Annotated in this window: 17 protein-coding genes; 3 read left to right on the forward strand and 14 right to left on the reverse strand. The window is 75.0% G+C overall.

The annotated features are described in order from the left end of the window. Positions 1–232: 232 nt before the first annotated feature. The 12 genes from AB0L25_RS07645 to mraZ form a co-directional block, all read right to left on the reverse strand. On the reverse strand, positions 233–1003 hold the full coding sequence (locus AB0L25_RS07645; protein WP_500169681.1) for a cell division protein FtsQ/DivIB: 771 nt from the start codon (positions 1001–1003) through the stop codon (positions 233–235). Positions 1004–1175: 172 nt separating this feature from the next. Further along, positions 1176–2597, reverse strand: a complete 1422-nt coding sequence (gene murC / locus AB0L25_RS07650) for a UDP-N-acetylmuramate--L-alanine ligase (RefSeq protein WP_500169683.1) — start codon at positions 2595–2597, stop codon at positions 1176–1178. Further along, entirely contained in the window at positions 2594–3688 is a 1095-nt protein-coding gene (gene murG, locus AB0L25_RS07655) for an undecaprenyldiphospho-muramoylpentapeptide beta-N-acetylglucosaminyltransferase (protein WP_500169684.1), read from the reverse strand. The genes murC and murG overlap by 4 nt, the downstream gene beginning before the upstream one ends. Before the next feature lie 25 nt (positions 3689–3713). Next, positions 3714–5015 (reverse strand): putative lipid II flippase FtsW, encoded by a 1302-nt coding sequence (gene ftsW, locus AB0L25_RS07660; protein WP_500169686.1) that lies wholly within the window; start codon positions 5013–5015, stop codon positions 3714–3716. An 11-nt stretch (positions 5016–5026) separates the two neighbouring features. After that, positions 5027–6487: a UDP-N-acetylmuramoyl-L-alanine--D-glutamate ligase gene (gene murD / locus AB0L25_RS07665; RefSeq protein ID WP_500169688.1), complete on the reverse strand. Its 1461-nt coding sequence runs from the start codon at positions 6485–6487 to the stop codon at positions 5027–5029. Then, the gene (gene mraY / locus AB0L25_RS07670; RefSeq protein WP_500169689.1) at positions 6484–7539 is read right to left on the reverse strand and encodes a phospho-N-acetylmuramoyl-pentapeptide-transferase; all 1056 of its coding nucleotides are present in this window, start codon (positions 7537–7539) and stop codon (positions 6484–6486) included. The genes murD and mraY overlap by 4 nt, the downstream gene beginning before the upstream one ends. Next, the gene (locus tag AB0L25_RS07675) at positions 7536–8975 is read right to left on the reverse strand and encodes a UDP-N-acetylmuramoyl-tripeptide--D-alanyl-D-alanine ligase (RefSeq protein WP_500169691.1); all 1440 of its coding nucleotides are present in this window, start codon (positions 8973–8975) and stop codon (positions 7536–7538) included. The genes mraY and AB0L25_RS07675 overlap by 4 nt, the downstream gene beginning before the upstream one ends. After that, on the reverse strand, positions 8972–10507 hold the full coding sequence (locus AB0L25_RS07680) for a UDP-N-acetylmuramoyl-L-alanyl-D-glutamate--2,6-diaminopimelate ligase (RefSeq protein ID WP_500169692.1): 1536 nt from the start codon (positions 10505–10507) through the stop codon (positions 8972–8974). Before AB0L25_RS07680 ends, AB0L25_RS07675 begins: the two co-directional genes overlap by 4 nt. Positions 10508–10600: 93 nt before the next feature. Beyond that, entirely contained in the window at positions 10601–12943 is a 2343-nt protein-coding gene (locus AB0L25_RS07685; protein ID WP_500169694.1) for a peptidoglycan D,D-transpeptidase FtsI family protein, read from the reverse strand. Beyond that, positions 12940–13569 (reverse strand): cell division protein FtsL, encoded by a 630-nt coding sequence (ftsL, locus tag AB0L25_RS07690; RefSeq protein WP_500169696.1) that lies wholly within the window; start codon positions 13567–13569, stop codon positions 12940–12942. Before ftsL ends, AB0L25_RS07685 begins: the two co-directional genes overlap by 4 nt. Continuing rightward, on the reverse strand, positions 13566–14564 hold the full coding sequence (gene rsmH, locus AB0L25_RS07695) for a 16S rRNA (cytosine(1402)-N(4))-methyltransferase RsmH (protein ID WP_500169952.1): 999 nt from the start codon (positions 14562–14564) through the stop codon (positions 13566–13568). The genes ftsL and rsmH overlap by 4 nt, the downstream gene beginning before the upstream one ends. A 233-nt stretch (positions 14565–14797) precedes the next feature. After that, the gene (mraZ, locus tag AB0L25_RS07700; RefSeq protein ID WP_500169698.1) at positions 14798–15229 is read right to left on the reverse strand and encodes a division/cell wall cluster transcriptional repressor MraZ; all 432 of its coding nucleotides are present in this window, start codon (positions 15227–15229) and stop codon (positions 14798–14800) included. A gap of 520 nt (positions 15230–15749) precedes the next feature. On the opposite strand from mraZ, the gene AB0L25_RS07705 reads away from it, so the two are divergent. From AB0L25_RS07705 to AB0L25_RS07715, 3 genes are read left to right on the forward strand one after another with little or no spacing between them, the layout of a single operon-like run. Further along, positions 15750–16685: an AAA family ATPase gene (locus tag AB0L25_RS07705; RefSeq protein ID WP_500169953.1), complete on the forward strand. Its 936-nt coding sequence runs from the start codon at positions 15750–15752 to the stop codon at positions 16683–16685. A 3-nt stretch (positions 16686–16688) separates the two neighbouring features. Further along, positions 16689–18017, forward strand: a complete 1329-nt coding sequence (locus AB0L25_RS07710) for a DUF58 domain-containing protein (protein ID WP_500169700.1) — start codon at positions 16689–16691, stop codon at positions 18015–18017. Between the two features lie 53 nt (positions 18018–18070). Then, positions 18071–20617 carry a transglutaminase TgpA family protein gene (locus tag AB0L25_RS07715; protein WP_500169702.1) on the forward strand — a complete coding sequence of 849 codons (2547 nt, stop codon included), beginning with the start codon at positions 18071–18073 and terminating at the stop codon, positions 20615–20617. 100 nt (positions 20618–20717) lie between these two features. Here AB0L25_RS07715 and AB0L25_RS07720 read toward each other — a convergent pair whose 3' ends face one another. Then, a complete protein-coding gene (locus tag AB0L25_RS07720; protein WP_500169703.1) occupies positions 20718–21146 on the reverse strand; it encodes an SCO2097 family morphological protein in 429 nt (142 codons plus the stop codon). Between the two features lie 147 nt (positions 21147–21293). Further along, positions 21294–22559: a DNA polymerase IV gene (locus tag AB0L25_RS07725; protein ID WP_500169705.1), complete on the reverse strand. Its 1266-nt coding sequence runs from the start codon at positions 22557–22559 to the stop codon at positions 21294–21296. Position 22560: the final 1 nt, after the last annotated feature.

Raw genomic sequence — 22560 nt, forward strand, 5'->3', positions numbered from 1 at the left:
TCAACCGGCGTGTCGCACTCAGCGCCGGTTTGCCCAGGTTGGCGACGCCATCGGCGCGGGGGACATCCTCCCATGGGGGCCGTCTCCCGCACCGTCCCGTCGCGTAACGTCCGAATCATCCGTCTCTGTCGTCCCAATCCACCGGCCCCGTGCGCGACCGGCCCGTCCAGCGTGCCCCATCGGGCGGCGCCGCGCGCCCCGACACACGCACCGGAGGCGAACCGGCACGAGGTCAGCTCGTCATGAGGACGTCCGGGGAGCTCACGTCCACCTTCCGGACGGCGCGCCCCGCCTCGGTCCGCTGCAGGGCCTCGAGCAGCCTGATCTTCTCCTCGGCCCGTTCGGCCGCGCCCCACACGACCGTCCGCCCGTCGTTCAGGTACAGGGTGACGGCCTCGGGCGCGGTCGCCTCGACCTCGGCGACCAGCCCGCGCAGCGCGTCCGGCAGGACGGTGAGGACCCGCAGGGCCGCGAGCGTCGACGCGTCGGACGGGCCGGGCGCGCCGACGCTCAGCGTCGGCAGCCCCGACGGGCGGGCCGTGCCGTCGGCCACGACCACGCCGTGCCCGTCGATCCGGTGGTACCGCCCGCCGTGCTCGAACACCGCGACCGGGACGCGCTCGTCCACGACGATCCGGACCGTGCCCGGCCAGTGCCGTTCGACCTCGGCCGACTCGACCTCGCGCAGCCGCTCGACGCGGGCGCGGACCTCGCCGGTGTCGAGCCGCGCCATCGGCACGCCCAGGTCGACGCCGGCGGCGGCCGTGATCCGGTCGCGCGGCGCCAGGTCGGTGCCGCTCACCTCCACGTGCCGCACCACCAGCAGGCGCGAGCCGAGCAGCACCCACGTCACCGCGCCGAGCACGCCGACCACCAGCAGCGCGACGAACACCGCCTTCCAGCGGCCGCCGGCCCGCGGCTCCGCGGCGGGCTCCATGTCGGGGCCCCTGTCGGGCTCCACCGCCTCCGCGGGCTCGCGCCGACCCGTCCGCGACTCGGTCATGACCCAAGCTTGACAGTGATGGCCCGCTCGACCGCCGACCCCACCACCCCCGGCGTGTCCCGCCCGGACGCCGGACGCCGGACGCCGGTCAGCACACCTGTGGGGGGACGACCCCCCACACCCCCCGGCAAAAGCAGCTGACCGTCGTCCTCCGCTTCGCTCCGGACGCCGGTCAGCGGGCCGCGAGGCGTTCCAGGATCGGCGGGCCGAGCGCGGTGACGTCCCCCGCGCCCAGCGTGATGGCCAGGTCGCCGGGCCGGGCCAGGGACGCCACGAGGCCGGGCACGTCCTCCCGGACGGGCGCGTACACGGTCTCGGTGCCCGGCGGGACGGCGTCGGCGACGAGCTTGCCGGTGACGCCGGGCTCCGGGTCCTCGCGGGCGCCGTAGACGTCGAGGACGACCGCGACGTCGGCGAGGCCGAGCGCCGCGCCGAACTCGGCGGCGAAGAAGCGGGTGCGGCTGTACAGGTGGGGCTGGAACACCGCGATGATGCGGGGCTCGTCGTCTCCCGGGCCGCCCTTCTCCTTCGCGTAGTCGCGGGTGGCCTCCAGGTCGGCGGTCACCTCGGTCGGGTGGTGGGCGTAGCTGTCGAACACCTCCACGCCGCCCGCCTCGCCCTTGCGCTCCAGCCGCCGCATCGCGCCGCCGAACGCGGCGAGGCCGTCCCGCACGGCGGCGTCGTCCAGGCCGAGCGCCTGCGCGACCGCGACGACGGCGGTGGCGTTGAGCGCGTTGTGCCGGCCCGGCACGCCGAGCGCGACCTCGCCGACCCCGGCGATCTCGAACCGGGAGCCGAGGCCGCGCGGGGTGAATCCGGTCACGCGCAGGTCGGCGCCTTCCGCCTCCCCGTACGTCCGGACGGTCAAGCCCCGTTCGCGCGCGCGCTCGGCCAGGTCCATCGCGACCGGGTCGTCGGCGCCGGCGACGAGCGTGCCGCCCGGTTCGATGCGGTCGACGAAGCGGGCGAAGTTCTCCTTGACCTTCTCGAAGCCGCCGTAGTTGTCGAGGTGGTCCGCCTCGACGTTGGTGATCACGGCGATGCGCGGCGTGTACATCAGGAACGACCCGTCGCTCTCGTCGGCCTCGGCGACGAACACGTCCCCGGTGCCCTCGTCGGCGCCGAGGCCGGTTGTGACGAGCTGCCCGCCGATGCAGTAGGACGGGTCGGCGCCCGCGTGCTGCAGCGCGACCGTGAGCATCGACGTGGTGGTCGTCTTGCCGTGCGTGCCGGCGACCGCGACGGCGCGGCGGCCGGCCATCAGCGCGGCGAGCGCCGCGGAGCGGTGCAGGACCCGCAGGCCGCGCTCGCGCGCGGCCACGAGCTCGGGGTTGCCGTCGCGGATCGCGGTCGACACCACGACCGTGTCGGCGTCCCCGAGGTGCGCGGCGTCGTGCCCGACGAACACGTCGGCGCCCATCCCGCCGAGCTGGGCGAGCAGCTCGGAGTCGCGGGCGTCGCTGCCGGACACGGGGATGCCGCGCCGCAGCATGATCCGGGCGATGCCCGACATCCCGGCGCCCCCGATGGCGATGAAGTGCACCCGGCCGAGCTCCCCGGCCGGAACCACCTCGCTGGGATCGATCAGGCTCATCGCGCGGCGCCCGCCGAGCGGACCACGTCGTACACCATCTGCGCGAGCGCCGCGTCGGCGTCGCGGCGGCCCATCCGCCCGGCGGCCTCCGACATGTTCGCGACGCGGGCCGGGTCGGCCAGCACGGGCAGCAGGTTGTGCGCGATCCAGTCGGGCGACAGCTCGGCGTTGTCGACGAGCAGCCCGCCGCCGGCCGCCACGATCGGCTCGGCGTTCAGCCGCTGCTCGCCGTTGCCGATGGGCAGCGGCACGTACACCGCGGGCAGCGCCACCGCGGTCAGTTCCGCGCAGGTCATCGCGCCGGCGCGGCACATGGCCATGTCGGCGGCGGCGTAGGCGAGGTCCATGCGGTCACAGTAAGGGATGGTCACGTACTGTGGTCCGCCGGACACCGGTTCGGGCTCCTCGGTGTTCTTCGGCCCGACGATGTGCAGGACCTGGATGCCGGCCTGCCGGAAGTACGGCGCGGCGGCCACCGCGGCCTGGTTGAGCGACCGGGCGCCCTGCGACCCGCCGAAGATCAGCAGGGTGGGCAGGTCGGGCAGCAGGCCGAAGTACGAGCGGGCCTTGTCGCCCATCGCGAGCCGGTCCAGCGTGGCGATCTCGCGGCGCAGCGGGATCCCGACGAACGTCGGGTTGGGCAGCGGCGAGTCCGCGTGCGACACCGCGACGTGCTCGGTGAACCGGGCGCCGAGCTTGTTGGCGAGGCCGGGCTTGGGGTTGGCCTCGTGCACGATGATCGGGATCTTGCGCTTGCGGGCGGCGAGGTACCCGGGCGTCGCGACGTAGCCGCCGAAGCCGACGAGGACGTCGGCCTGCGCCTGGTCGATGACGGACGCCGCCGCGTTGATCGCGCCCCGCAGCCGTCCGGGCACCGTCAGCAGCTGGGGCGTCAGCGTGCGCGGCAGCGGCACCGGCGGGATCAGGGCGAGCTCGTACCCCCGCTGCGGAACCAGCCGGGTCTCCAGGCCGCGCTCGGTCCCCAGGCAGACGATCCCCGTGTTCGGGTCGTTGCGGCGCAGCGCGTCCGCGAGGGCCAGGGCGGGCTCGATGTGTCCGGCGGTGCCGCCGCCGGCCAGGACAACCCTCATGCTCGTTGACAACTCCTCATGAAAATCACCGACGTGCCAGGCCTAGCCAGCTTAGAGCCCTCACGACCGGTCCGGGGCCCCGTGCGGAGAGTGCCTGCCTCGCGCCGGGCTCCCGCTTCGCGAAGGCGAGCAGCATGCCGAGCGCGAGCAGGGTCGGGATCAGCGCGGAACCGCCGTAGGACACCAGCGGCAGCGGGATCCCGGTGATGGGCAGGACGTTGATGACCGCGCCGATGTTGATGACGGCCTGGACGACGAGCCACGCGGTGACGCCCGCGGCGGCGAGGCGCGTGAAGGTGTCCTGGACGCGCTTGGCGATGCGCAGCCCCGCGTAGGTGAGCAGCCCGAACAGGCCCAGCACGACGAGGGTGCCGGCGAGCCCGAGCTCCTCCCCCACGATCGCGAAGATGAAGTCGGTCTCGGCGTGCGGAAGGTAGTCCCACTTGGCGCGGCTCTCCCCTAGGCCGATTCCGAACATGCCGCCCGACGCGACCGCGTACAGGCCCTGGACGCTCTGGTAGTTGCTGGTGAGGGTGTTGCCGGACGGGTCGAGGAACCCGGTGAGGCGCTGCATCCGGTACGGCTCGACGACGATGAGGATCGACACGAGCAGCAGCACCATGCCGGCCATCCCGACGAACAGCCGTCCGGGCGCGCCGACCACCCACAGCAGCGCCAGGAAGATCGTCAGCAGCACCAGCGTGGTGCCGAGGTCGCTGCCCAGCATGACCAGCAGCACCAGGAACCCGGCGCCGGGCAGCAGCGGCACCAGCAGCGGCCGCCACTCGGTGAGGTGCCCGAGCCGTTCCTTGCGGGCGAGCAGGTCGGCGCCCCACAGCACCAGGCCGAGCTTCGCGGGCTCGGACGGCTGGATCTGCACGGGCCCGAGGTCGATCCAGCGGGTCGCGCCCCACGCGCTGCGCCCGAGACCGGGCACCAGGACGAGCGCGAGCGCGACCATCGACAGCAGCAGCAGCGGGTAGGCGAACGCGCGGAACGTCTTCACCGGGAGGCGGGACGCCAGCCACATGCCGGGCAGCCCGATCACCAGCCACAGCGCCTGCTTCTGCACCAGCGTGTACGCCGAGCCGGTCGCCTGGAGCTGGTCGACGCTGGACGCCGACAGCACCATCGTCAGGCCGAGCGCCGTCAGCAGGACGGTGCAGCCGAGGACGAGGTAGTAGGACGTCAGCGGGCGGTCGAGCAGCCCGACGGCGGCGACCGCGCGCTCGCGCGGCCCGAACCGCCGGGCCCGGGGGCCGCCGCCCCCGGCCCGGTCGCCCGGCGCGTGGTCGGCCGGTGCGGAACCGGCCGGTGCGGAGGCCATCGCGCCGCGCCCTACCGGGTGCTCCGGGGACCGTCCCCCGGTCCGGCGGCGTCGCCGCCGCCGGCCGCGCCGCGGGCCGCGGCGAGCCGTTCGACGGCCGCGATGAACGCGTCGCCGCGGGCCGGGTAGTTGGCGAACATGTCGAAGGAGGCCCCGACGGGGGCGAGCAGCACGGTGTCGCCGGGACGGGCGAGCCCGGCGGCTTCGTTGACGACGCGTTCCATCGCCCCAGTGTCGGTGTCGGCGACGTCCACGACCGGGACATCCGCGGCGTGTCGCGCGAGCGCCTCGGCGATCCGGTGCCGGTCGCGGCCCATCAGCACGACCCCGCGGAGCCGCGCCGCGCACGATCGGACCAGGTCGTCGACGTCCAGGCCCTTCAGCAGGCCGCCCGCGATCCACACGATCGGCTCGTAGGCCGCGAGGGACGCGGCGGCGGCGTGCGGCTGGGTGGCCTTGGAGTCGTTGACGTAGGCGACGCCGTCGACGTCGGCGACGTGCTGGATGCGGTGCGGGTCGGGGACGAACGCGCGCAGCCCCTCCCGGACCGCCTCGGGCGGCACCCCGTAAGCGCGGGCGAGGGCCGCGGCGGCGAGCGCGTTCGCGACGTTGTGCGGCGCGAACGGCCGGACGTCCTCGAGCGCGGCCAGCTCGGCGGCCTCGGTCGCGGGGTTGTCGGTGTAGGCCCGGTCGACGAGCAGCTCTTCGACGACGCCCAGTTCCCCCGGGCGCGGCACCCGCAGCGTGAACCCGACGCGCCGCTCGACGCCCGGGGCGTTCTCGGCGAGCGCCGTGGAGGTGGCGTCGTCGGCGTTGTGGACGGCGACGCAGCCGGGCGCGTAGATCTTGCCCTTGGCCTCGACGTACGCCTCCATGGAGCCGTGCCAGTCGAGGTGGTCGGGCGCGATGTTGAGGACGGCGGACGCGGCCGGGGCGAGCGAGCTCGACCAGTGCAGCTGGTAGCTCGACAGCTCCACGGCGAGGACGTCGTGCCTCTCCGCGACGGCCTCGACGATCGGGGTGCCGACGTTGCCGACGGCGAGGGCGTCGTGCCCGGCGGCGGCGAGCATGCACGCCAGCATCCGCACGACGGTGGTCTTGCCGTCCGTCCCGGTGATCGCCAGCCAGGGCGCCGCGCCCTCGGCCGGGCGCAGCCGCCACGCCAGCTCGACCTCGCCGATGATCTCGATGCCGGCGGCGGCCGCCGCCGCGAGCAGCGGGGCGTCCGGACGCCAGCCCGGCGAGGTCACGACCAGCTCGACGCCCGCGGGCAGGGCGTCGCCGTCGCCGAGCCGGACCGCGACGCCGCGGGCCTCCAGTTCGGCGGCGAGCGCGCGCCGCTCCGCGTCGTCGCGGGCCTCCACGGCGGTGACGCGGGCGCCGCGCGCGGCGAGCGCCCGCGCGGCGGCCGCGCCGGACACGCCGAGCCCGGCCACGCACACCGGCAGGCCGTCCCAGGGACCGTTCGTCACTTCGGCATCCACTCCAGGTAGAACAGGCCGATGCCGATCCCGACGAACAGGGCGGACATGAGCCAGAACCGCACGACGATCGTGGTCTCGGCCCATCCGGACAGCTCGAAGTGATGCTGCAGCGGCGCCATCTTGAACACGCGTTTCCCGGTCATCTTGAACCCGCCGACCTGGATGATCACCGACAGGGTGATCATCACGATGAGCCCGCAGAGGATCGCGAGCAGCAGCTGGGTGCGGGTGAGGATGGCCAGGGCGACCAGCACGCCGCCGAGGGCCAGCGAGCCGGTGTCGCCCATGAAGATCTTGGCCGGGGGGGCGTTCCACCAGAGGAAGCCGAACACGCCGCCGAGCACGGCGGCGGCGACGACCGCGAGGTCCAGGGGGTCGCGGACGCTGTAGCAGTTGGGGGCGAGGGCGGCGGAGCAGCTGTTGCGCAGCTGCCAGTTGCCGATGACGACGTACGCGGCCAGCACCATGCCCGCCGGGCCGGCGGCGAGGCCGTCCAGCCCGTCGGTGAGGTTGACGCCGTTGGACATCGCGGCGATGAGCAGCAGCGCCCACAGCACGAAGAAGTAGGGGCCGATCGAGGGGCCGAAGTCGCGCAGGAAGGAGATGTGGGCGGAGGCGGGGGTGATGTCGTAGCCGTTGGGGAACCGCAGCGACACGACCGCGAACACGACGCCGACCAGGATGATGCCGATCATCTTGGCGCCGCTGCGCAGGCCGAGGCTGCGCTGCTTGAACACCTTGATGTAGTCGTCGACGAACCCGACCAGCCCGAGTCCGGTCATCAGGAACAGCGCCAGGATCCCGGACACCGTGGGGGCGTTCCCGGTGACCAGGTGGGACACCGCGTACCCGACGAGCGAGCCGACGATGAACACGGTGCCGCCCATCGAGGGGGTGCCGCGCTTGGTGAGGTGGGCCTCGGGCCCGTCGTCGCGGATCATCTGCCCGTAGCCGAGCCGGTTGACGATCCTGATCCACACCGGGGTGCCGAGCGCCACGAAGACCAGCGACACCCCGGCGGCGATCATGATGTCGGTCATCGGGCGGCCTCCGCGTCACCCCGGCCGCCGTCGGCGGGGCCCGTCGCGCCCGCCTCGGGCCGACCGGCCAGGACGCCCTCGGCGACCCGTTCCAGGCCGGCCACCCGCGATCCCTTCACCAGCACGACGTCCCGCGGCGCTAGCCGCTCGCTGAGCGCGGCCACCGCCGCGCCGACGTCATCCACCTGCACGCACTCTCCCGTCCATGACGTCGCCCGTGCGGCCCCATCGGCCATCGCCGCGGCGTTCGCGCCGACGACGATGAGGCCGGCGACGCCGCTGCGGGCGACATGCTCCCCGATCTTGGCATGTTCCACCGCGGACGAGTCGCCCAGTTCGGCCATTTCGCCGAGGACGGCCCAGGCGCGGCGCCCGCGGGCCATGTGGACGAGCACGTCGATCGCGGCGCGCGTCGAGTCCGGGTTGGCGTTGTAGGCGTCGTTGACGACGGTGACGCCGTCGGCGGTCTCGGTGACCTCCATCCGCCACCGGCTGACCGGCTCCGCCTCCGACAGCGCCGCGGCGACGTCGGCGGGCGCGATCCCGGCGGCGCGGGCGGCCGCGGCGGCGGCCAGCGCGTTCGGGACGGCGTGCGAGCCGTGCAGGCGCAGCGCGACCGGCGCCGAGCCCTCGGGGGTGACGAGCGTGAACCGGGCGCGGCCCCGCTCGTCCAGCGTCTCGTCCACGGCGCGGACGGTCGCGTCCGGCGACCGCCCGAACGTGACGACGGTCGCGACCGTGCGCGACGCCATCGCGCTGACGAGCGGGTCGTCGGCGTTGAGCACCGCGGTGCCCTCGGGCGCGAGCGCCTCGACCATCTCGCCCTTCGCCTTCGCGATCATGTCGCGGCCGCCGAACTCGCCGACGTGCGCCGTCCCGACGTTGAGGACGACGCCGACGTCGGGCCGCGCGATGCCGGTGAGGTAGGCGATGTGGCCGACGCCGCGGGCGCCCATCTCCAGCACGAGGTGGCGGGTGCCGGCGTCGGCGCGCAGCACGGTCAGCGGCAGCCCGATCTCGTTGTTGAACGACCCGGGCGGGAACACCGTCGGCCCGGAACGCCCGACGACCTGCGCGATGAGGTCCTTGGTGGAGGTCTTGCCGGCCGACCCGGTGACCGCCGCGACGGTCGTGTCCGGGAGCCGTTCCAGCACCCCCCGGGCGAGCCGGCCGAGCGCCTCCTGCACGTCGCGGACCAGCACGGCGGGTCCGTCCACGGGGCGCAGCGCGAGCACCCCGGCGGCCCCGGCCGCGAGCGCGGCGGGGGCGAAGTCGTGGCCGTCGGCGCGCTCGCCGGGCAGCGCCGCGAACAGCGCGCCCGGCTCGGCCGCACGGGAGTCGACGACCACGGGACCGCGCACCACGGCGTCCGGGGGCCCGCCGTGCACGGTCCCCTCCGTGATCTCCGCGATCGTCGACAGCGGAAGTGGGATCACGCCTGCGTCCCCGCCCCTCTCGTCTCACCCAAGTGGCGCCGCAGCGCGGCGCGGACGACCTCGCGGTCGTCGAACGGATGCACCTCGCCGGCCACGTTCTGGCCCTGCTCGTGCCCTTTGCCCGCGATGACCAGGACGTCGCCGCGACGGGCCCGGCCGACGGCCAGCGCGATCGCGGCGGCACGGTCGGGTTCCACCACGACGTGCGCCCGCTGCGGCTGCGGCACCTTGAGCCCGCCCTCGACCATAGCGCTGAGGATGGCCAGTGGATCTTCGGACCGCGGGTTGTCGTTCGTGAAATACGCCATGTCGGCCAGCCGCAGCGCGGCCTCCCCCATGAGCGGGCGCTTGCCGCGGTCGCGGTCGCCGCCGCAGCCGAGGACGATCGCGAGCCGTCCCTCGGTGACCGGCCGCAGCGCGTTCAGCACCGCCTCGACCGCGCCGGGCTTGTGCGAGTAGTCGACGAGGGCGACGAAGTCCTGCCCCTCGTCGACCCGCTCCAGCCGCCCGGGGACGCCCGGGCAGGACGCGACGCCCCGCACGGCGGCCTGCAGCGTGATCCCGGCCTCCACCAGCGCGACGATCGCGGCGAGCGCGTTCGCGACGTTGAACGGGCCGGGCAGCGCCACGCCCGCGTCGGCCTCGACGCCGCCGGGCCCGACGACGCGGAACGAGGCGCCGTCCGCGCCGAGGCGCACGTCCTCGGCGCGCCAGTCGGCGCCCGGGTCGCCCGACGCGGAGAACGTCGTGGTCGGGACGGTGGCCATCTCCAGCAGCTCGCGGCCGTAGTGGTCGTCGAGGTTGACCACGCCGACGCCCGAGTACTCGGGGGTGAACAGCCGGGCCTTCGCGAGGAAGTAGTCCTGCATGGTCGGGTGGTAGTCCAGGTGGTCCTGGGACAGGTTCGTGAACACCGCGACCTCGTAGCGGGCGCCGCCCACCCGGCCCTGGACGAGCGCGTGGCTGGACACCTCCATCGCGGCGGCCCCGACGCCGCGCTCGCGCATCATCGCGAGCAGCGCGTGCAGGTCGGTGGCCTCCGGCGTGGTGAGCGCGCTCGGCACCGTGTCGCCGCCCGCGCGGATCTCGACGCCGCCGACCAGGCCCGTCTCGAGCCCGGCGGCGCGCAGGCCCGCCTCGACGAGGAACACCGTGGTGGTCTTGCCGCTGGTGCCGGTGACGCCGATGAGGGTGATGTCGCGGCCGGGCTCCCCGTACACCCAGGACGCCGCGTCGCCGAGCCGGGCGCGGACGTCCGGGACGACCAGGACAGGCAGGCCGGTCGCGGCGGCCCGGTCGTGCCCGGCGGGGTCGGTGAGGACGGCGACCGCGCCGGCCCGCGCGGCCTGCCCGGCGAACTGCGCGCCGTGCGCGCGCGTCCCCGGCAGCGCCGCGTAGACGTCGCCGGGCCGGACCGCCCGGGAGTCGTGCGTGATCCCGGTGGCGGACGTCCGCCCCAGGTCACCGGCCTCGATCCCGAAGTGCTCCGCGAGCCCGCTCAGCGGACGGGCCGGATTGGTGGTCGGACGCATGACGTGACTTTCGGTGGAATCGGAACGGAACCGCCGCGGCGCGGGCGATGAGTTCGGCGGTGGACTCACGGCGAGGAAGGGTACTCGCTGCGATCAGTCCCGCGCGTGAGTCCGGATCGTCGGCGGTTCGCTTCCCGTCGGCGGAATCTTCTGGGTCTGCAGCGCGAAGCTCATCACGTCCCGGAAGACCGGGGCCGCGACGTCGCCACCATAGTGGCTGCCGCGCCTGGGGTTCTCCAGGACGACCTGAACGACCAGCCGCGGGTCGTCGGCCGGGGCGAACCCGGCGAACGACGCCACGTAGCCGCCGCCCTCGTAGGACCCGGTGTCGGGGTTGATCCGCTCGGCCGTGCCGGTCTTGCCGGCGACCCGGTACCCCTCGATCTGCGCCTTGGGCGCGGTACCCTCCTCGGTGGTGACGCCCTCCAGCATGTCGCTGATCTGCCGCGCGGTGCGGGCGCTGACGACCCGCCTGGTCTCCGGCTCGTCCGCCGGGTGGAACTCGTCGTCCTCGTCCACGGTGCCGGCGACGAGGCTCGGCTCGACCCGGACGCCGCCGTTGGCGATCGTCGCGTAGACGCTGGCCATCTGCACGGCGTTCACCGAGAGGCCCTGCCCGAACGCGATCGTGTACCGGTCGGTCCCGGACCACTGGGCGGGCGGGCGGAGGCTCCCGGCCGTCTCGCCGGGCAGGATCAGGCCGGTCTTCTCCCCGAAGCCGAACTCGCGGAGCGTCCGGTAGAGCCGCTCTTCGGTGATCCGCTCGCTGGCCAGGATGGTGCCGACGTTGCTGGAGTCGGCGAGGACGCCGGCGAAGGTGAGCCGCTCGGTCGGGTGCGGGTGCGAGTCGTGGAACAGTTCGTAGCGCCTGATGCGGTCGGGCACGACGAACGGGGTGTGCGGGGTGACGCCGCCGTGCTCGAGGACGGCGGCGGCCGTGGCGACCTTCCCGGTGCTGCCGGGTTCGAAGGCCCGCTGGACGAGCGGGCTGCCCCACACGTCGGGGTTCGACTCGCCGTAGCGGTTCGGGTCGTACCCGGGCGCGGACGCCATCGCGAGGATCTTGCCGGTGCGCGGGTCCATGACGATGACGCTGCCGCCCTCGCTGTTGGTCGCCTTCACCTGCTCGGTGATCGCCTGCTGCGCCTTGTACTGCAGGTCCTGCAGGAGGGTGAGGCGGACGCCGCGGCCCGGGACGGGGGCCTGCTTCTGGTCCTCGCCCATCGGGATGTGCTGGCCCTCGAGGCTCAGCTCGACGCGCTGCCGGCCGTCGCGGCCCGCGAGCACGTCGTTCATCGCGGCCTCCATCCCGGCCGCGCCCTTGCCCGAGTCGTTCACGAAACCTATGACGCCCGCCGCGAGCGAACCGTTGGGATACTCCCGGCGATACTCCGGCAAGGTTCCGATCCCGGCGAAACCCCAGTCGTTGATCATGCGGGCCTTCTCCGGCCGCACCCCGTGCGCCAGGTACACGAACTGGGTGTCGGGCTTGCTGACCGCCTTCATCACGGTGGCGGGGTTGAGGCCGAGGGTGGGCGCCAGCGCGTTGACGATCTCCTGCCGCTTCTCCGGCTCGATGATCGACGGATCGACGAACACCGACCGGGCCTCCACCGTCATCGCGAACGGGTTGCCCTTCGCGTCGGTGATCTCGCCGCGGAGGGCGGGCAGCTCGATCTCCTTGACCCGCTGCCGCAGCGCCAGCTCGGCGTACCGGTCGTCGTCGATGGTCTGGAGCTGGACGAGGCGCCCGGCGAACAGCGACAGCACGAACGCGACGGCGAGCAGCCCGATGTTGAGGCGCTTCAGCGGGTCGCGGCGGTCGAACACGCCGCGGTGCCGCCGCGGTCCGCGCGGCGGGCCCGAACCGCCGCCGCGCCGCGGCCGGCGCGTCCGTCCGGGGCCCTTGTCGGCGCCCTTGCGGGGGCGGGCGGGGGCGCGCCCCTGCGGCGACGCGACCGGGGTGCGCTTGCCCGGCGCGGCGCCGGTGCCCTTCTTCGCGGAGCCGCCCTTGGACGCCGCCGTCTTGGCGGAAGCCGGTTTGGCGGCCGCCGTCTTGGCGGGAGCCGTCTTGCCGGGAGCCGTCTTGCCGGGGGCGCTCTTGCCCGAGGTCGTCTTCGAGGGTGCGGCCTTCGCGGAGGCAGCCTTGGAGGGCCCCGGCTTGGCCGCGCCCTTCGCCCCGCCCGCCTTCTTCGGGCCGCTCTTGCCGGACGGCTCGGCGGGCTCGGACGAGCGCGGCGGGGGCGTCGTGCCGCCGCGGGCCGGGCGGCGCGGACCCCCGCGACCGCCCGTCCCGTCGGCGCGCCCGGACGCGCGCGCCGCGCCCGGGCCGCTCTTGTCGTCCCGGCCCGCCGACCCCCGGGAACCGCGGCCCTGCGGGCCGCGCCCGCGGCCGGGCGACGGCCCGGCGGCGCCGCGTCCCGGCCGCTGGGTCACCGCGCGGCCCCGTCGCCGGGGACGACCGTGCCCGGCACGCCGATGACGCTGGCGGCGCCGGCCGCCGCGGCGTCCGCGTGCGGCACGGGACGGATCTCCTGGCCGCTGGGGCGGCCGGTGTCGGCGTCGAAGAACACCGGGACCTCGTTCTCCTTCATGCCGAGGCTCTCGGCGCGCTCCGCGAGCTTCTCCGGCGACCGCTCCTGCGCGTTCTGCAGTTCCAGCTCCTGCTGCCGTTCGGCGAGACGCTCGTTGCTCTGCTGCAGCCGGGTGAGGGTGAAGGCGTCCTTCGCCAGGACGGTGTTCAACAGCAGCAGGCTGACCAGGGCGCCGCCGAGCAGGCCGACGATGAGCAGGATGAACGGGGTGCGCGGCGGCGAGTGCCCCGCCCGCCTCGGCGCGGCCTCGGCCCGGGTTTTGGCCTTGGACGCCCGCGGCGCCGCCGGCTTGGCCGGCGTCTTGACCGCGGTCTTCGGCGCGGCCTTGGGCGCGGTCTTGGCGTCGACCTTGATTTCGGCCTTGGTCTCCTTGGCCGGCGCCTTCGGCGGCTTCTTCGCCGGGGCCCGCCGCGCCGGGGCCTTCCCCTTGGGCGGCGTGCGCGGCGGGCGTCTGCTGGTGGTCGTCATGTCGCCTCCCGGACCCGCTCGGCGGCGCGCATCCGCACCGATCCGGCCCGCGGGTTGGTGGTGGTCTCCTCGTCGGTCGGCAGCTCGGCCCCGCGGGTGAGCAGCCGGAACCGCGGCTCGTGCTCGGGCAGCGGGACCGGCAGGCCCGGCGGGGTGGTGTCGGCCGCCTGCGCGGCGAGGACCTGCTTGGTGATGCGGTCCTCGAGGGAGTGGTAGCTGAGGACGACGACCCGGCCGCCGACCGGGAGCGCGTCCAGGGCGGCGGGCAGCGCCCGGCGCCAGGTGTCGAGTTCGCCGTTCACCTCGATGCGCAGCGCCTGGAAGGTGCGCTTGGCCGGGTTGCCGCCGGTGCGGCGGGTCGCGGCCGGGATCGCGGTGCGCACGAGGTCGGCGAGCCGCCGCGTGGTCTCCAGGGGCTCGCGCTCGCGTTCCCGGACGATCGCGGCGGCGATGCGCTGGGCGAACCGCTCCTCGCCGTACTCGCGCAGGATGCGGGCGAGTTCGGCGGGCGGGTAGTCGTTGACGACGTCGGCCGCGGTGAGCCCCTGCGTGCGGTCCATGCGCATGTCGAGGGGGGCGTCGTAGGAGTAGGCGAAGCCGCGGTCGGCCTCGTCGAGCTGCGGGGAGGAGACGCCGAGGTCGAACAGGACGCTGTGCACGGCGGGGACGCCGAGGCGGCGCAGCACCCGCGGGATCTCGTCGTAGACCGCGTGCTCGAGGACGACGCGGTCGGCGAAGGGGGCGAGGCGCCGGGCGGAGCGCTCCAGCGCGGTGGTGTCGCGGTCCAGGCCGATGAGGCGCAGCCGCGGGTGGGCCCGCAGCATCGCCTCGGCGTGGCCGCCCATGCCGAGGGTGGCGTCGATGTGCACGGGGGTCTCGTCGCGCGGGACGGCGTCGATCGCGGGTGCCGCCAGTTCCAGGACGCGACCGAGCATGACCGGTACGTGACCGGCCTCGGCCGCGTGGTCGCCCACGTCCATGTCGAAACCCCCCATGCGCTGCCACTCGCTCGCGGTTCTGTGCAGCATCGCCGGTCCGGACCGTGTCCGCCCCCCGGCGGCGGCCTCGCCCGGCCAGGTCCCCATCCGCTGCCCTGGAGGAAGTTCACCGCGACTGCGCGGGGGTCGCCGCCTGGCACCGGGGAAGCTGCGCCAGATGGCTGGAGAGCGGCTGGAGACCTGGCCGAACGCGGGCCAGTGCCGGTCGTCGGACCGACGAGTCGTTCACCTCAGAGGATCCCTGGCAACACCTCCTCCGAGACGTCGGAGAAGGCCTGCTCCTCCTGCTCGAGGTAGGTCTCCCAGGCCTTGGCGTCCCAGATCTCGAGGCGTGTGTTCGCCCCGATCACGGTGCACTCCTTGGAGAGACCCGCGTAAGTGCGCAGCGGCTGCGGGATGGTGATGCGACCCTGCTTGTCGGGAACCTCGTCGGACGCGCTGGCGAAGAAGACGCGGCTATAGGCCCGTACCGCCTTCTCGGTGACCGGCGCGGCGCGCAGAGCCTCGGTGATGCGCTGGAACTCCGCCATGGGGAAGACGTACAGGCAGCGTTCCTGGCCCTTCGTGATCACCAATCCCCCCGACAGCTCCTCGCGGTACTTCGCCGGCAGGAACAGCCGTCCCTTGTCGTCGAGACGCGGTGAATGGGTGCCGAGGAACACCGGCCCACCTCCCGCGCCGCAAGGGACGCTACCGCCCCCCACGGCGCCCCACTCTACTCCACTCTTCCCCACCGTCAACAACGAAAACCGCTTCGGCGGAACAAGATCGTCAGAGAAATCGCAGGTCAGGACGGGTGGTGCGGAGTGGGGCGCCGAGGGGGCCGCCCGCGCGCCGGACGCCGGGCGGGCGCGCGGCGGCGGCCGACCCGATTCACGGACGTCTCACCGTGAACCCGTCTAGATCGCCACATGCCGGGCTCACGTCCGCCGTGGACATCGCGACGACGATCGTGACGACGTACTGTCTGTTGAGGTGGCGCGTGGAGCGCGGCACCGCCCGCGGCAAGCGGGGCCGCGTTTTCCGGGGACGGGCCCTGCCTGGGCCCACCGGCCCTGCCGGGCACCCACGCGGCCGGACGGCTGAGGAGGTTTGGTGGCAGTAGGAACGCACGGCGAATCCCCCCGCTCCGCCGCGCGCGGCGAACCGGCCCGCGCGGAGCCCGGACCGGGGCTCGAGGGCCTGGCGAAGGTCGCGGGCCGGATCAGGGGCGCCGTGGAATCGGTGATCGAGGGCAAGCCGGCGGCGGTGCGGCTCGCGCTCACGGTCCTGCTGGCGGAGGGGCACCTGCTGATCGAGGACGTGCCCGGGGTCGGCAAGACGATGCTCGCCAAGGCCCTCGCCCGGTCGGTGGACTGCTCGGTCCGGCGCGTGCAGTTCACGCCCGACCTGCTGCCGAGCGACATCACCGGGGTCAGCGCCTACAACCAGGAGCTGCGCGAGTTCGAGTTCAAGCCGGGCCCGGTGTTCGCCAACATCGTGGTCGGCGACGAGATCAACCGCGCGTCCCCGAAGACGCAGTCGGCGCTGCTGGAGTGCATGGAGGAGCGGCAGGTCACGGTCGACGGCACCACGTACGCGCTCGAGCCGCCGTTCATGGTGATCTCCACGCAGAACCCGGTCGAGATGGAGGGCACCTACCCCCTGCCGGAGGCGCAGCGCGACCGGTTCACCGCCCGCATCTCGATGGGGTACCCGGACCCCGCCGCCGAGCTGGAGATGCTGGACGTGCACGGCCGTTCGTCCCCGCTGGACCGGCTGACCCCGGTCGCGCACGCCACGGACGTCCGCGAGCTGATCGAGGTGGTGCGGGGCATCGAGGTCTCGCCGGACGTGCGGCAGTACGTCATCGACCTCATCGCCGCGACCCGGACGCACCCGGAGCTGCGGCTCGGCGCGTCCCCGCGCGCCACCCTGCAGCTGGTGAAGGCGGCGCGGGCGTACGCGGCGCTGGACGACCGCGACTACGTGATCCCCGACGACGTCCAGGAACTGGCCGTCCCCGTGCTGGCGCACCGGATGCTGACGACCACGGAGGCGCAGGTGGACGGGCGGCGGCCCGAGCACGTCGTCGCCGACCTGGTGCGCCGGCTGCCGGTGCCCGCCCCCCGGAGGTGACCGGTGCGCAGAGCGCTGGCCGGCCTGACCACGCGCGGGCGGTCGTTCGTCGCCGCCGGCGCGACCGCGATCGCGTGCGCGTTCGTGCTCGGCGAGCGCGACCTGCTGCGCGCCGGGGTGCTCGTCCTGGTGCTGCCGCTGCTGTGCACGTTCGCGGTGGCGCGCACCCGCTACCGGCTGGCGTGCGCGCGGCGGCTGGCGCCGGCGCGGCTGCCGGTGGGCCGCGAGTCGCGGATCGACCTGCGGCTGGAGAACGTGTCGCGGCTGCCGAGCGGGCTGCTGATGGTCGAGGACCGGATTCCGTACGCGCTGGGCGGCCGGGCGCGGTTCCTCATCGACCGGATCGAGCCGCAGGGGTCGCGTGAGCTGCGGTACCGGGTCCGGGCGGACGTGCGGGGCCGGTACCGGGTGGGTCCGCTGACGGTCCGGCTCACCGACCCGTTCGGGATGGTGGAGCTGGTCCGCTCCTTCAGCGCGGCCGACTCCCTCACCGTGACGCCGGAGGTCGTGCCGCTGCGGCCGGGCCGGCTGTCGGGGGCCTGGACGGGCGGCGGCGACAGCCTCGCCCGGGCGGTCGCGGCGGCGGGCGAGGACGACGTGGCGCCGCGCGACTACCGGCACGGCGACGACCTGCGCCGGGTGCACTGGCGGTCCACGGCGCGGCGCGGCGAGCTGATGGTGCGGCGCGAGGAGCAGCACTGGCAGAGCAGCGGGACGCTGTTCCTCGACACCCGCCGCCGCGCCCACTGGGGCGACGGCCCGGGCGGCACGTTCGAGCGGGCGGTGTCGGTGACGGCGTCGATCGGCGTCCATCTGGTGCGGACGGGGATGCGGCTGCGGTACGTGACGGACGTCGGCGAGGAGCTGCCCGCGGCGGCGTCCGCGGACGGGGCCTTCGAGGGGCTGCTGCTGGACGCGCTGGCGGTGGTGCGCAGGTCCCCGGGCGACGCGCTGCCCGCCGAGTCGCTCGCGCCGGGCGCGGCGGGCGCGGGCGGCGGCGAGCGCGGCGGCCTGGTGATCGCGGTGTTCGGGGCGCTGTCGGCGGAGGACGCGGGCACCGTGGCGTCCCGCTGGCGGGGCGCGACCCGCGTGGCGGTACTGGTGGGCGACCCGCGCACGGACGCCGGCGGGGGCGCGGGCATGGGCATGGACGCGGGGAACGCCGCGAGTCACGCCGCGGGGAACGGCGCGGGGAACGGCGCGGGCGCGGCGCCGCGACGGGCGGAGGACCTGCTGCGCGCCGGCGGGTGGCGGGTGGTGACGGTCCGGACGGCGGCCGAGCTGGCCGACGTGTGGGCGCGGGCCGGCGAGGACCCGGCCCGGGCGGGCTGAGGACGGGCGGGGGCGGGCGGATCGATGCGAGCTGACTGCTACGAGGGCGGGTCATGAGGCTGCGGATGACGATGACGGCCGCGCTGGCGACGCTCGCCGGCGCGGTGGGGCTGGCCCCGTTGTTCGAGACGGCGGGCTGGTTCGCGGCGGCGCTCGGCGCGGTGCTCGCGGTGGCCGCGGGCGGGCTGGTCGCGCGGCGGCTGCGGCTGCCCGCGCCGCTGCAGCCGTTCGCGGGGCTGCTGGGGCTGCTGCTGGGCCTGAACCTGTTCTACGCCGCGCCGGAGTCGCTGCTCGGGGTCGTTCCCACGTCGGCGTCGCTGGCCCACCTGGCGGACCTGATCGGCACGGGCTGGGAGTCGGCCAACCGGTACGCCGCGCCGGTGCCGGTGCTGCCCGGGATCGAGCTGCTGACGGCCGCGGGCGTCGGGGTGGTCGCGGTGCTGGTGGACTTCCTGGCGGTGGGCCTGCGCCGGGCGGCGCCCGCCGGGCTGCCGCTGCTGGCGATGTACAGCGTCCCGGCGGCGGTGCGGGACGAGGGCGTCGGCTGGGTGCCGTTCGCGGTGGGGGCGCTGGGCTTCCTCGCCCTGCTGATGGCCGACTCGCGGGAGCAGGTCGGCGGCTGGGGGCCGCTGGTGGCGCGGCGGCGCTGGACGGCGCCGCGCGAGACGGCGGACGCCGGCGGGGGCGACGCGGGCGGCGGGGAGGCCGCGCTGCCCGGCGCGCTCGCGGGGACGGCGACGTCGGGCGGGCGCCGGATCGCGCTCGGCGCGGTGGCCGTCGCGGTGGTGCTCCCGACGGCGGTGCCGGGCCTGCAGCAGCGCGGGATCCTGGACCTGCGCGGCGGGTCGGGCGGCGACACCCGGACGGTGACGACCCCGGATCCGCTGGTCAGCCTGAAGCGGGAGCTGACCGAACTGGACGACTCGGTGGTGCTGACCTACCGCACCCGGGACCCGATCGGCCCCGGTTACCTGCGCCTGTACGCGCTGGACCGGTTCGACGGCGGCCGGTGGACCTACAGCAAGCTGCGCAGCAGGCCGGACGACCGGCTCCGCGAGGGCGACCGGCTGCCGGACCCGCCGGGGCTGTCGTCCGGCCGGTCCCGCGACGTGACGACGGAGGTGTCGGTCCGCGCCGAGGTGGAGGACATGACGTTCCTGCCGCTGCCGTACGCGCCGTCGCGGGTCTCGATCGACGGCGACTGGCGGGTGGACCCGGAGTCGCTGATGGTGTACTCGCTGCGCGACTCGGCCGGGGGCCGGTCCTACACCGTGCAGAGCGAGGTCCCGCAGCCGAGCGGCGACGACCTGGAGAACGCCGGGGGCTATCCGGCGGAGGTCGTCCGCCGCTACACCGCCCTCCCGCGGAACATCCCCCCGGAGGTCAGGTCGCTGACGCGCCGGGTCGCCTCCGGCTCGTCGAGCGCGCACGACCAGGCCGTCCAGCTGCAGCGGTGGTTCACCGACACGGGCGGGTTCGTCTACGACCTGTCGGCGCCGGCGCCCAAGCGCGGCAGCGACCTGGTGGACTTCCTGCTGCACAGCAAGCGGGGGTACTGCGAGCAGTTCGCCGCCTCGATGGCGCTGATGGCGCGGATCCTGGGGATCCCCGCGCGGGTGGCGCTCGGGTACACGGCCGGGGTGCAGAGCGGCCCGGACGAGTGGACGGTGCGGTCGCGGGACGCGCACGCGTGGCCGGAGCTGTACTTCCCGGGTTCGGGCTGGGTGCGGTTCGAGCCGACCCCGTCGGGCCTCCAGGGGCAGGGCACGGCGACCGCGCCGTCCTACAGCACGCCCGTGACGTCCACCGGGACGGGGACGGACTCGGGGTCGTCCTCCTCGAGCGACTCGGGGTCGTCGGCGGACGAGGGTTCGGCGGCGGCGCAGGACTCGCCGACCGGCGCGGCGACGGCGCGCCCGCAGGACGCGGCGGCGCGGCCGCAGGAGGCGGAGGACGGCTTCCGGGCGCTGCCGTGGGCCGCGGGCGGGCTGCTCGTCCTGGTGGCGCTGGCGGTCCCGGCGGTGGCGCGGGTGATCGCGCGGCGGCGCCGGTGGGCGGCGCTCGCCGGCGCCGGGACGGGCCCGGGCGACGGGACCGGCGCGGACGACGCGCCCGGCGCGCCGCCCGCGGGGCCGGGCGCGGCGGGCGCGGGCTCCCGGGCGCAGGACCCGGCGGACGCGGCGCACGCGGCGTGGCGGGAGCTGCGGGCGGACGCGCTGGACCACGGGCTGGAGTGGCGCGCCGGGGACTCGCCGCGCGCGGCGGCGCGGCGGCTCGGGGAGGTGCTGGAGCTGGACGCGGCGGGCGCGCAGGCGCTGCGCCGGATCGCCCGCGCCGAGGAGCTGGCGCGGTACTCGCGGCGGCGCTCGGCGGAGCCGCCCGAGCGGCTGCGGGCGGACGTCCGGACGGTGCGGGAGGCGGTCGCGGCGGCGGCCGGGCGGCGCGCGCGGCTGCGGGCGCGGCTGCTGCCGCCGTCCACGCTGGCGGAGGCGCGCGGGACGCTGCGGTCGGCCGGGGACCGGGCGGCGGCGCTGGCGGCCCGGCCGGACGGGCCGGTCGCGCGGCTGCGGGCGCTGGGCGACCGGGTCCGGCGCGGATGACGGCACCACGCAACTGACGGAACGCGGAACCCGGGCGGCGGGGCCGCCCGGGTTGCGGGAGTGCTGCGGCGCGGAGCCCGGAGCCGGGTCCGCGCCGGGGTCAGAGGTCGCCCTCGGTGCGGCGGCGCCAGCGCTCCTCCATGCGTTCCATGAAGGTGCCCTTGGGGCGGCTCTGGCGGTCCTGGCGGCCGCCCTGCCGTCCCTGACGTCCCCGGCGGCTCGGCCGCGCGGGCTCGTCGCCGATGCCGGCCATCCGTTTCCAGCTCGTGAGGGCCCACAGGGAGGAGGCCAGCATGAGCAGGAAGCCGGCCACGCTGATCGCGATGGTGGCCGCCCCCGCGTTGATCACGAGTCCGGCCATCAGCACGCCGACGCCCACGACGAAACCCACGGCGGACTTGACGACCCGCCGCTTGTAATGGACCTGCGGGTTGGTCGAGCGGACCGCGTGCGCGAATTTCGGATCCTCGGCGTACAGCTGCTGCTCGATCTGTTCGAGCATGCGCTGCTCGTGCTCAGACAGCGGCACGGCGCCTCCCAACGACAGCCCCGCGACGGGGTTTCCGGTGCAGGACGGGAATGTCAACGGTGATATGCCCAGAATACGAGCACTGGCGGGCGGACGAAAGCGAACGGCCCGCCGTACGGGGCTGTTCGGACACTTCACCGTGTTCTTTCATCGTCTCCCGTCACCACCGTCACGTCCGTCACCGTCCTCCGCACGCCGGACGAGCGCGGCGGGGCGGACCGCGCCACGGCCGAACCGGTGTGCGACCTGGTCCATGGCTCGCTCGGCCTCACGCCATCCGCTCTCCGGTTCGTCGAGGGCGAGCTGACGGGGGGCCTCGCCGGCGGGGAGCAGGTTCTCCGCCCGCACCCCGACCAGACGGAGTCGTACCCGTTCCAGCCCGGCCCCCTCATACAGCTCGCACGCTGTGATGTAGATCACACGAGCGAGATCGGTGGGCTCGGCGAGGGTGCGGGAGCGGGTGATCGTCTTGAAGTTCGCCATCCGCAGTTTGACGCTCACGGTGCGTGCCGCGTGCCCGCCCGCGCGCAGCCGCTCGCCGACCCGCTCGGCGAGCCGCAGCAGCTCCCGGCGGATCACCTCGGGATCGTCCACGTCGGTCTCGAACGTCTCCTCGGCGCCGATGCTCTTGTCGGGGGTGTGCGCGACGACGTCGCGGGGGTCGCGGCCCCATGACAGCTCGTGCAGGTGGGCGCCCAGCGCGTTGCCCAGCTCCCGCTGGAGGGTCGCGACGGGGACCTGCGCGAGCTGCCCGACCGTCCGCAGCCCGAGGCGGGCGAGCGCCTGCTCGGTCCGCTCCCCCACGCCCCACAGGGACGCGACGGGCAGCGGGTGCAGGAACTCGACGACGCCGTCGGCGGGCACGACGAGCAGCCCGTCCGGCTTGCAGCGGGTGGAGGCGAGCTTGGCGACGAACTTGGTACCGGCCACGCCCACCGAGCACGTGATGCCCTGCTGGGCGCTGACCTGCTCGCGGATGCTCCGGGCGATCTCTGCGGGCCGCCCGAGCCGCCGCACCGCCCCGGAGACGTCCAGGAACGCCTCGTCCAGCGACAGCGGCTCCACCAGCGGCGTGATCGACCGGAACAGCTCGAACACCGACGCCGACACCCGGGAGTACTTGCCGTGGCTCACCGGCAGGACGACCGCGTGCGGGCACAGCCGCCGCGCGCGCGTCATCGGCATCGCCGAGTGCACCCCGTACTCGCGCGCCTCGTAGGACGCCGCCGACACGACCCCGCGCGCGCCCGCGCCGCCCACGATCACCGGACGGCCGCGCAGCTCGGGGCGTTCCAGCAGCTCGACGCTCACGAAGAACGCGTCCATGTCGACGTGCAGGATCGCGCAGCCGGTGTCGTCGGCGGGCGGCCCGGGCTGCGGGCCGGGCCGGTGGAGCTGCTGCTTACGGCTCACG

The sequence above is a fragment of the Spirillospora sp. NPDC052242 genome, from assembly GCF_040679555.1.
Classification (GTDB): domain Bacteria; phylum Actinomycetota; class Actinomycetes; order Streptosporangiales; family Streptosporangiaceae; genus Spirillospora.

What these genes read in the sequence shown, in the direction of transcription:
- murC (WP_500169683.1), bottom strand. Translation starts at nt 2,597, where the DNA reads ATGAGCCTGATCGATCCCAGCGAGGTGGTTCCGGCCGGGGAGCTCGGC.
- rsmH (WP_500169952.1), bottom strand. Translation starts at nt 14,564, where the DNA reads ATGGGGGGTTTCGACATGGACGTGGGCGACCACGCGGCCGAGGCCGGT.
- mraY (WP_500169689.1), bottom strand. Translation starts at nt 7,539, where the DNA reads ATGACCGACATCATGATCGCCGCCGGGGTGTCGCTGGTCTTCGTGGCG.
- AB0L25_RS07645 (WP_500169681.1), bottom strand. Translation starts at nt 1,003, where the DNA reads ATGACCGAGTCGCGGACGGGTCGGCGCGAGCCCGCGGAGGCGGTGGAG.
- AB0L25_RS07715 (WP_500169702.1), top strand. Translation starts at nt 18,071, where the DNA reads ATGAGGCTGCGGATGACGATGACGGCCGCGCTGGCGACGCTCGCCGGC.
- ftsL (WP_500169696.1), bottom strand. Translation starts at nt 13,569, where the DNA reads ATGACGACCACCAGCAGACGCCCGCCGCGCACGCCGCCCAAGGGGAAG.
- AB0L25_RS07680 (WP_500169692.1), bottom strand. Translation starts at nt 10,507, where the DNA reads ATGCGTCCGACCACCAATCCGGCCCGTCCGCTGAGCGGGCTCGCGGAG.
- murG (WP_500169684.1), bottom strand. Translation starts at nt 3,688, where the DNA reads ATGAGGGTTGTCCTGGCCGGCGGCGGCACCGCCGGACACATCGAGCCC.
- ftsW (WP_500169686.1), bottom strand. Translation starts at nt 5,015, where the DNA reads ATGGCCTCCGCACCGGCCGGTTCCGCACCGGCCGACCACGCGCCGGGC.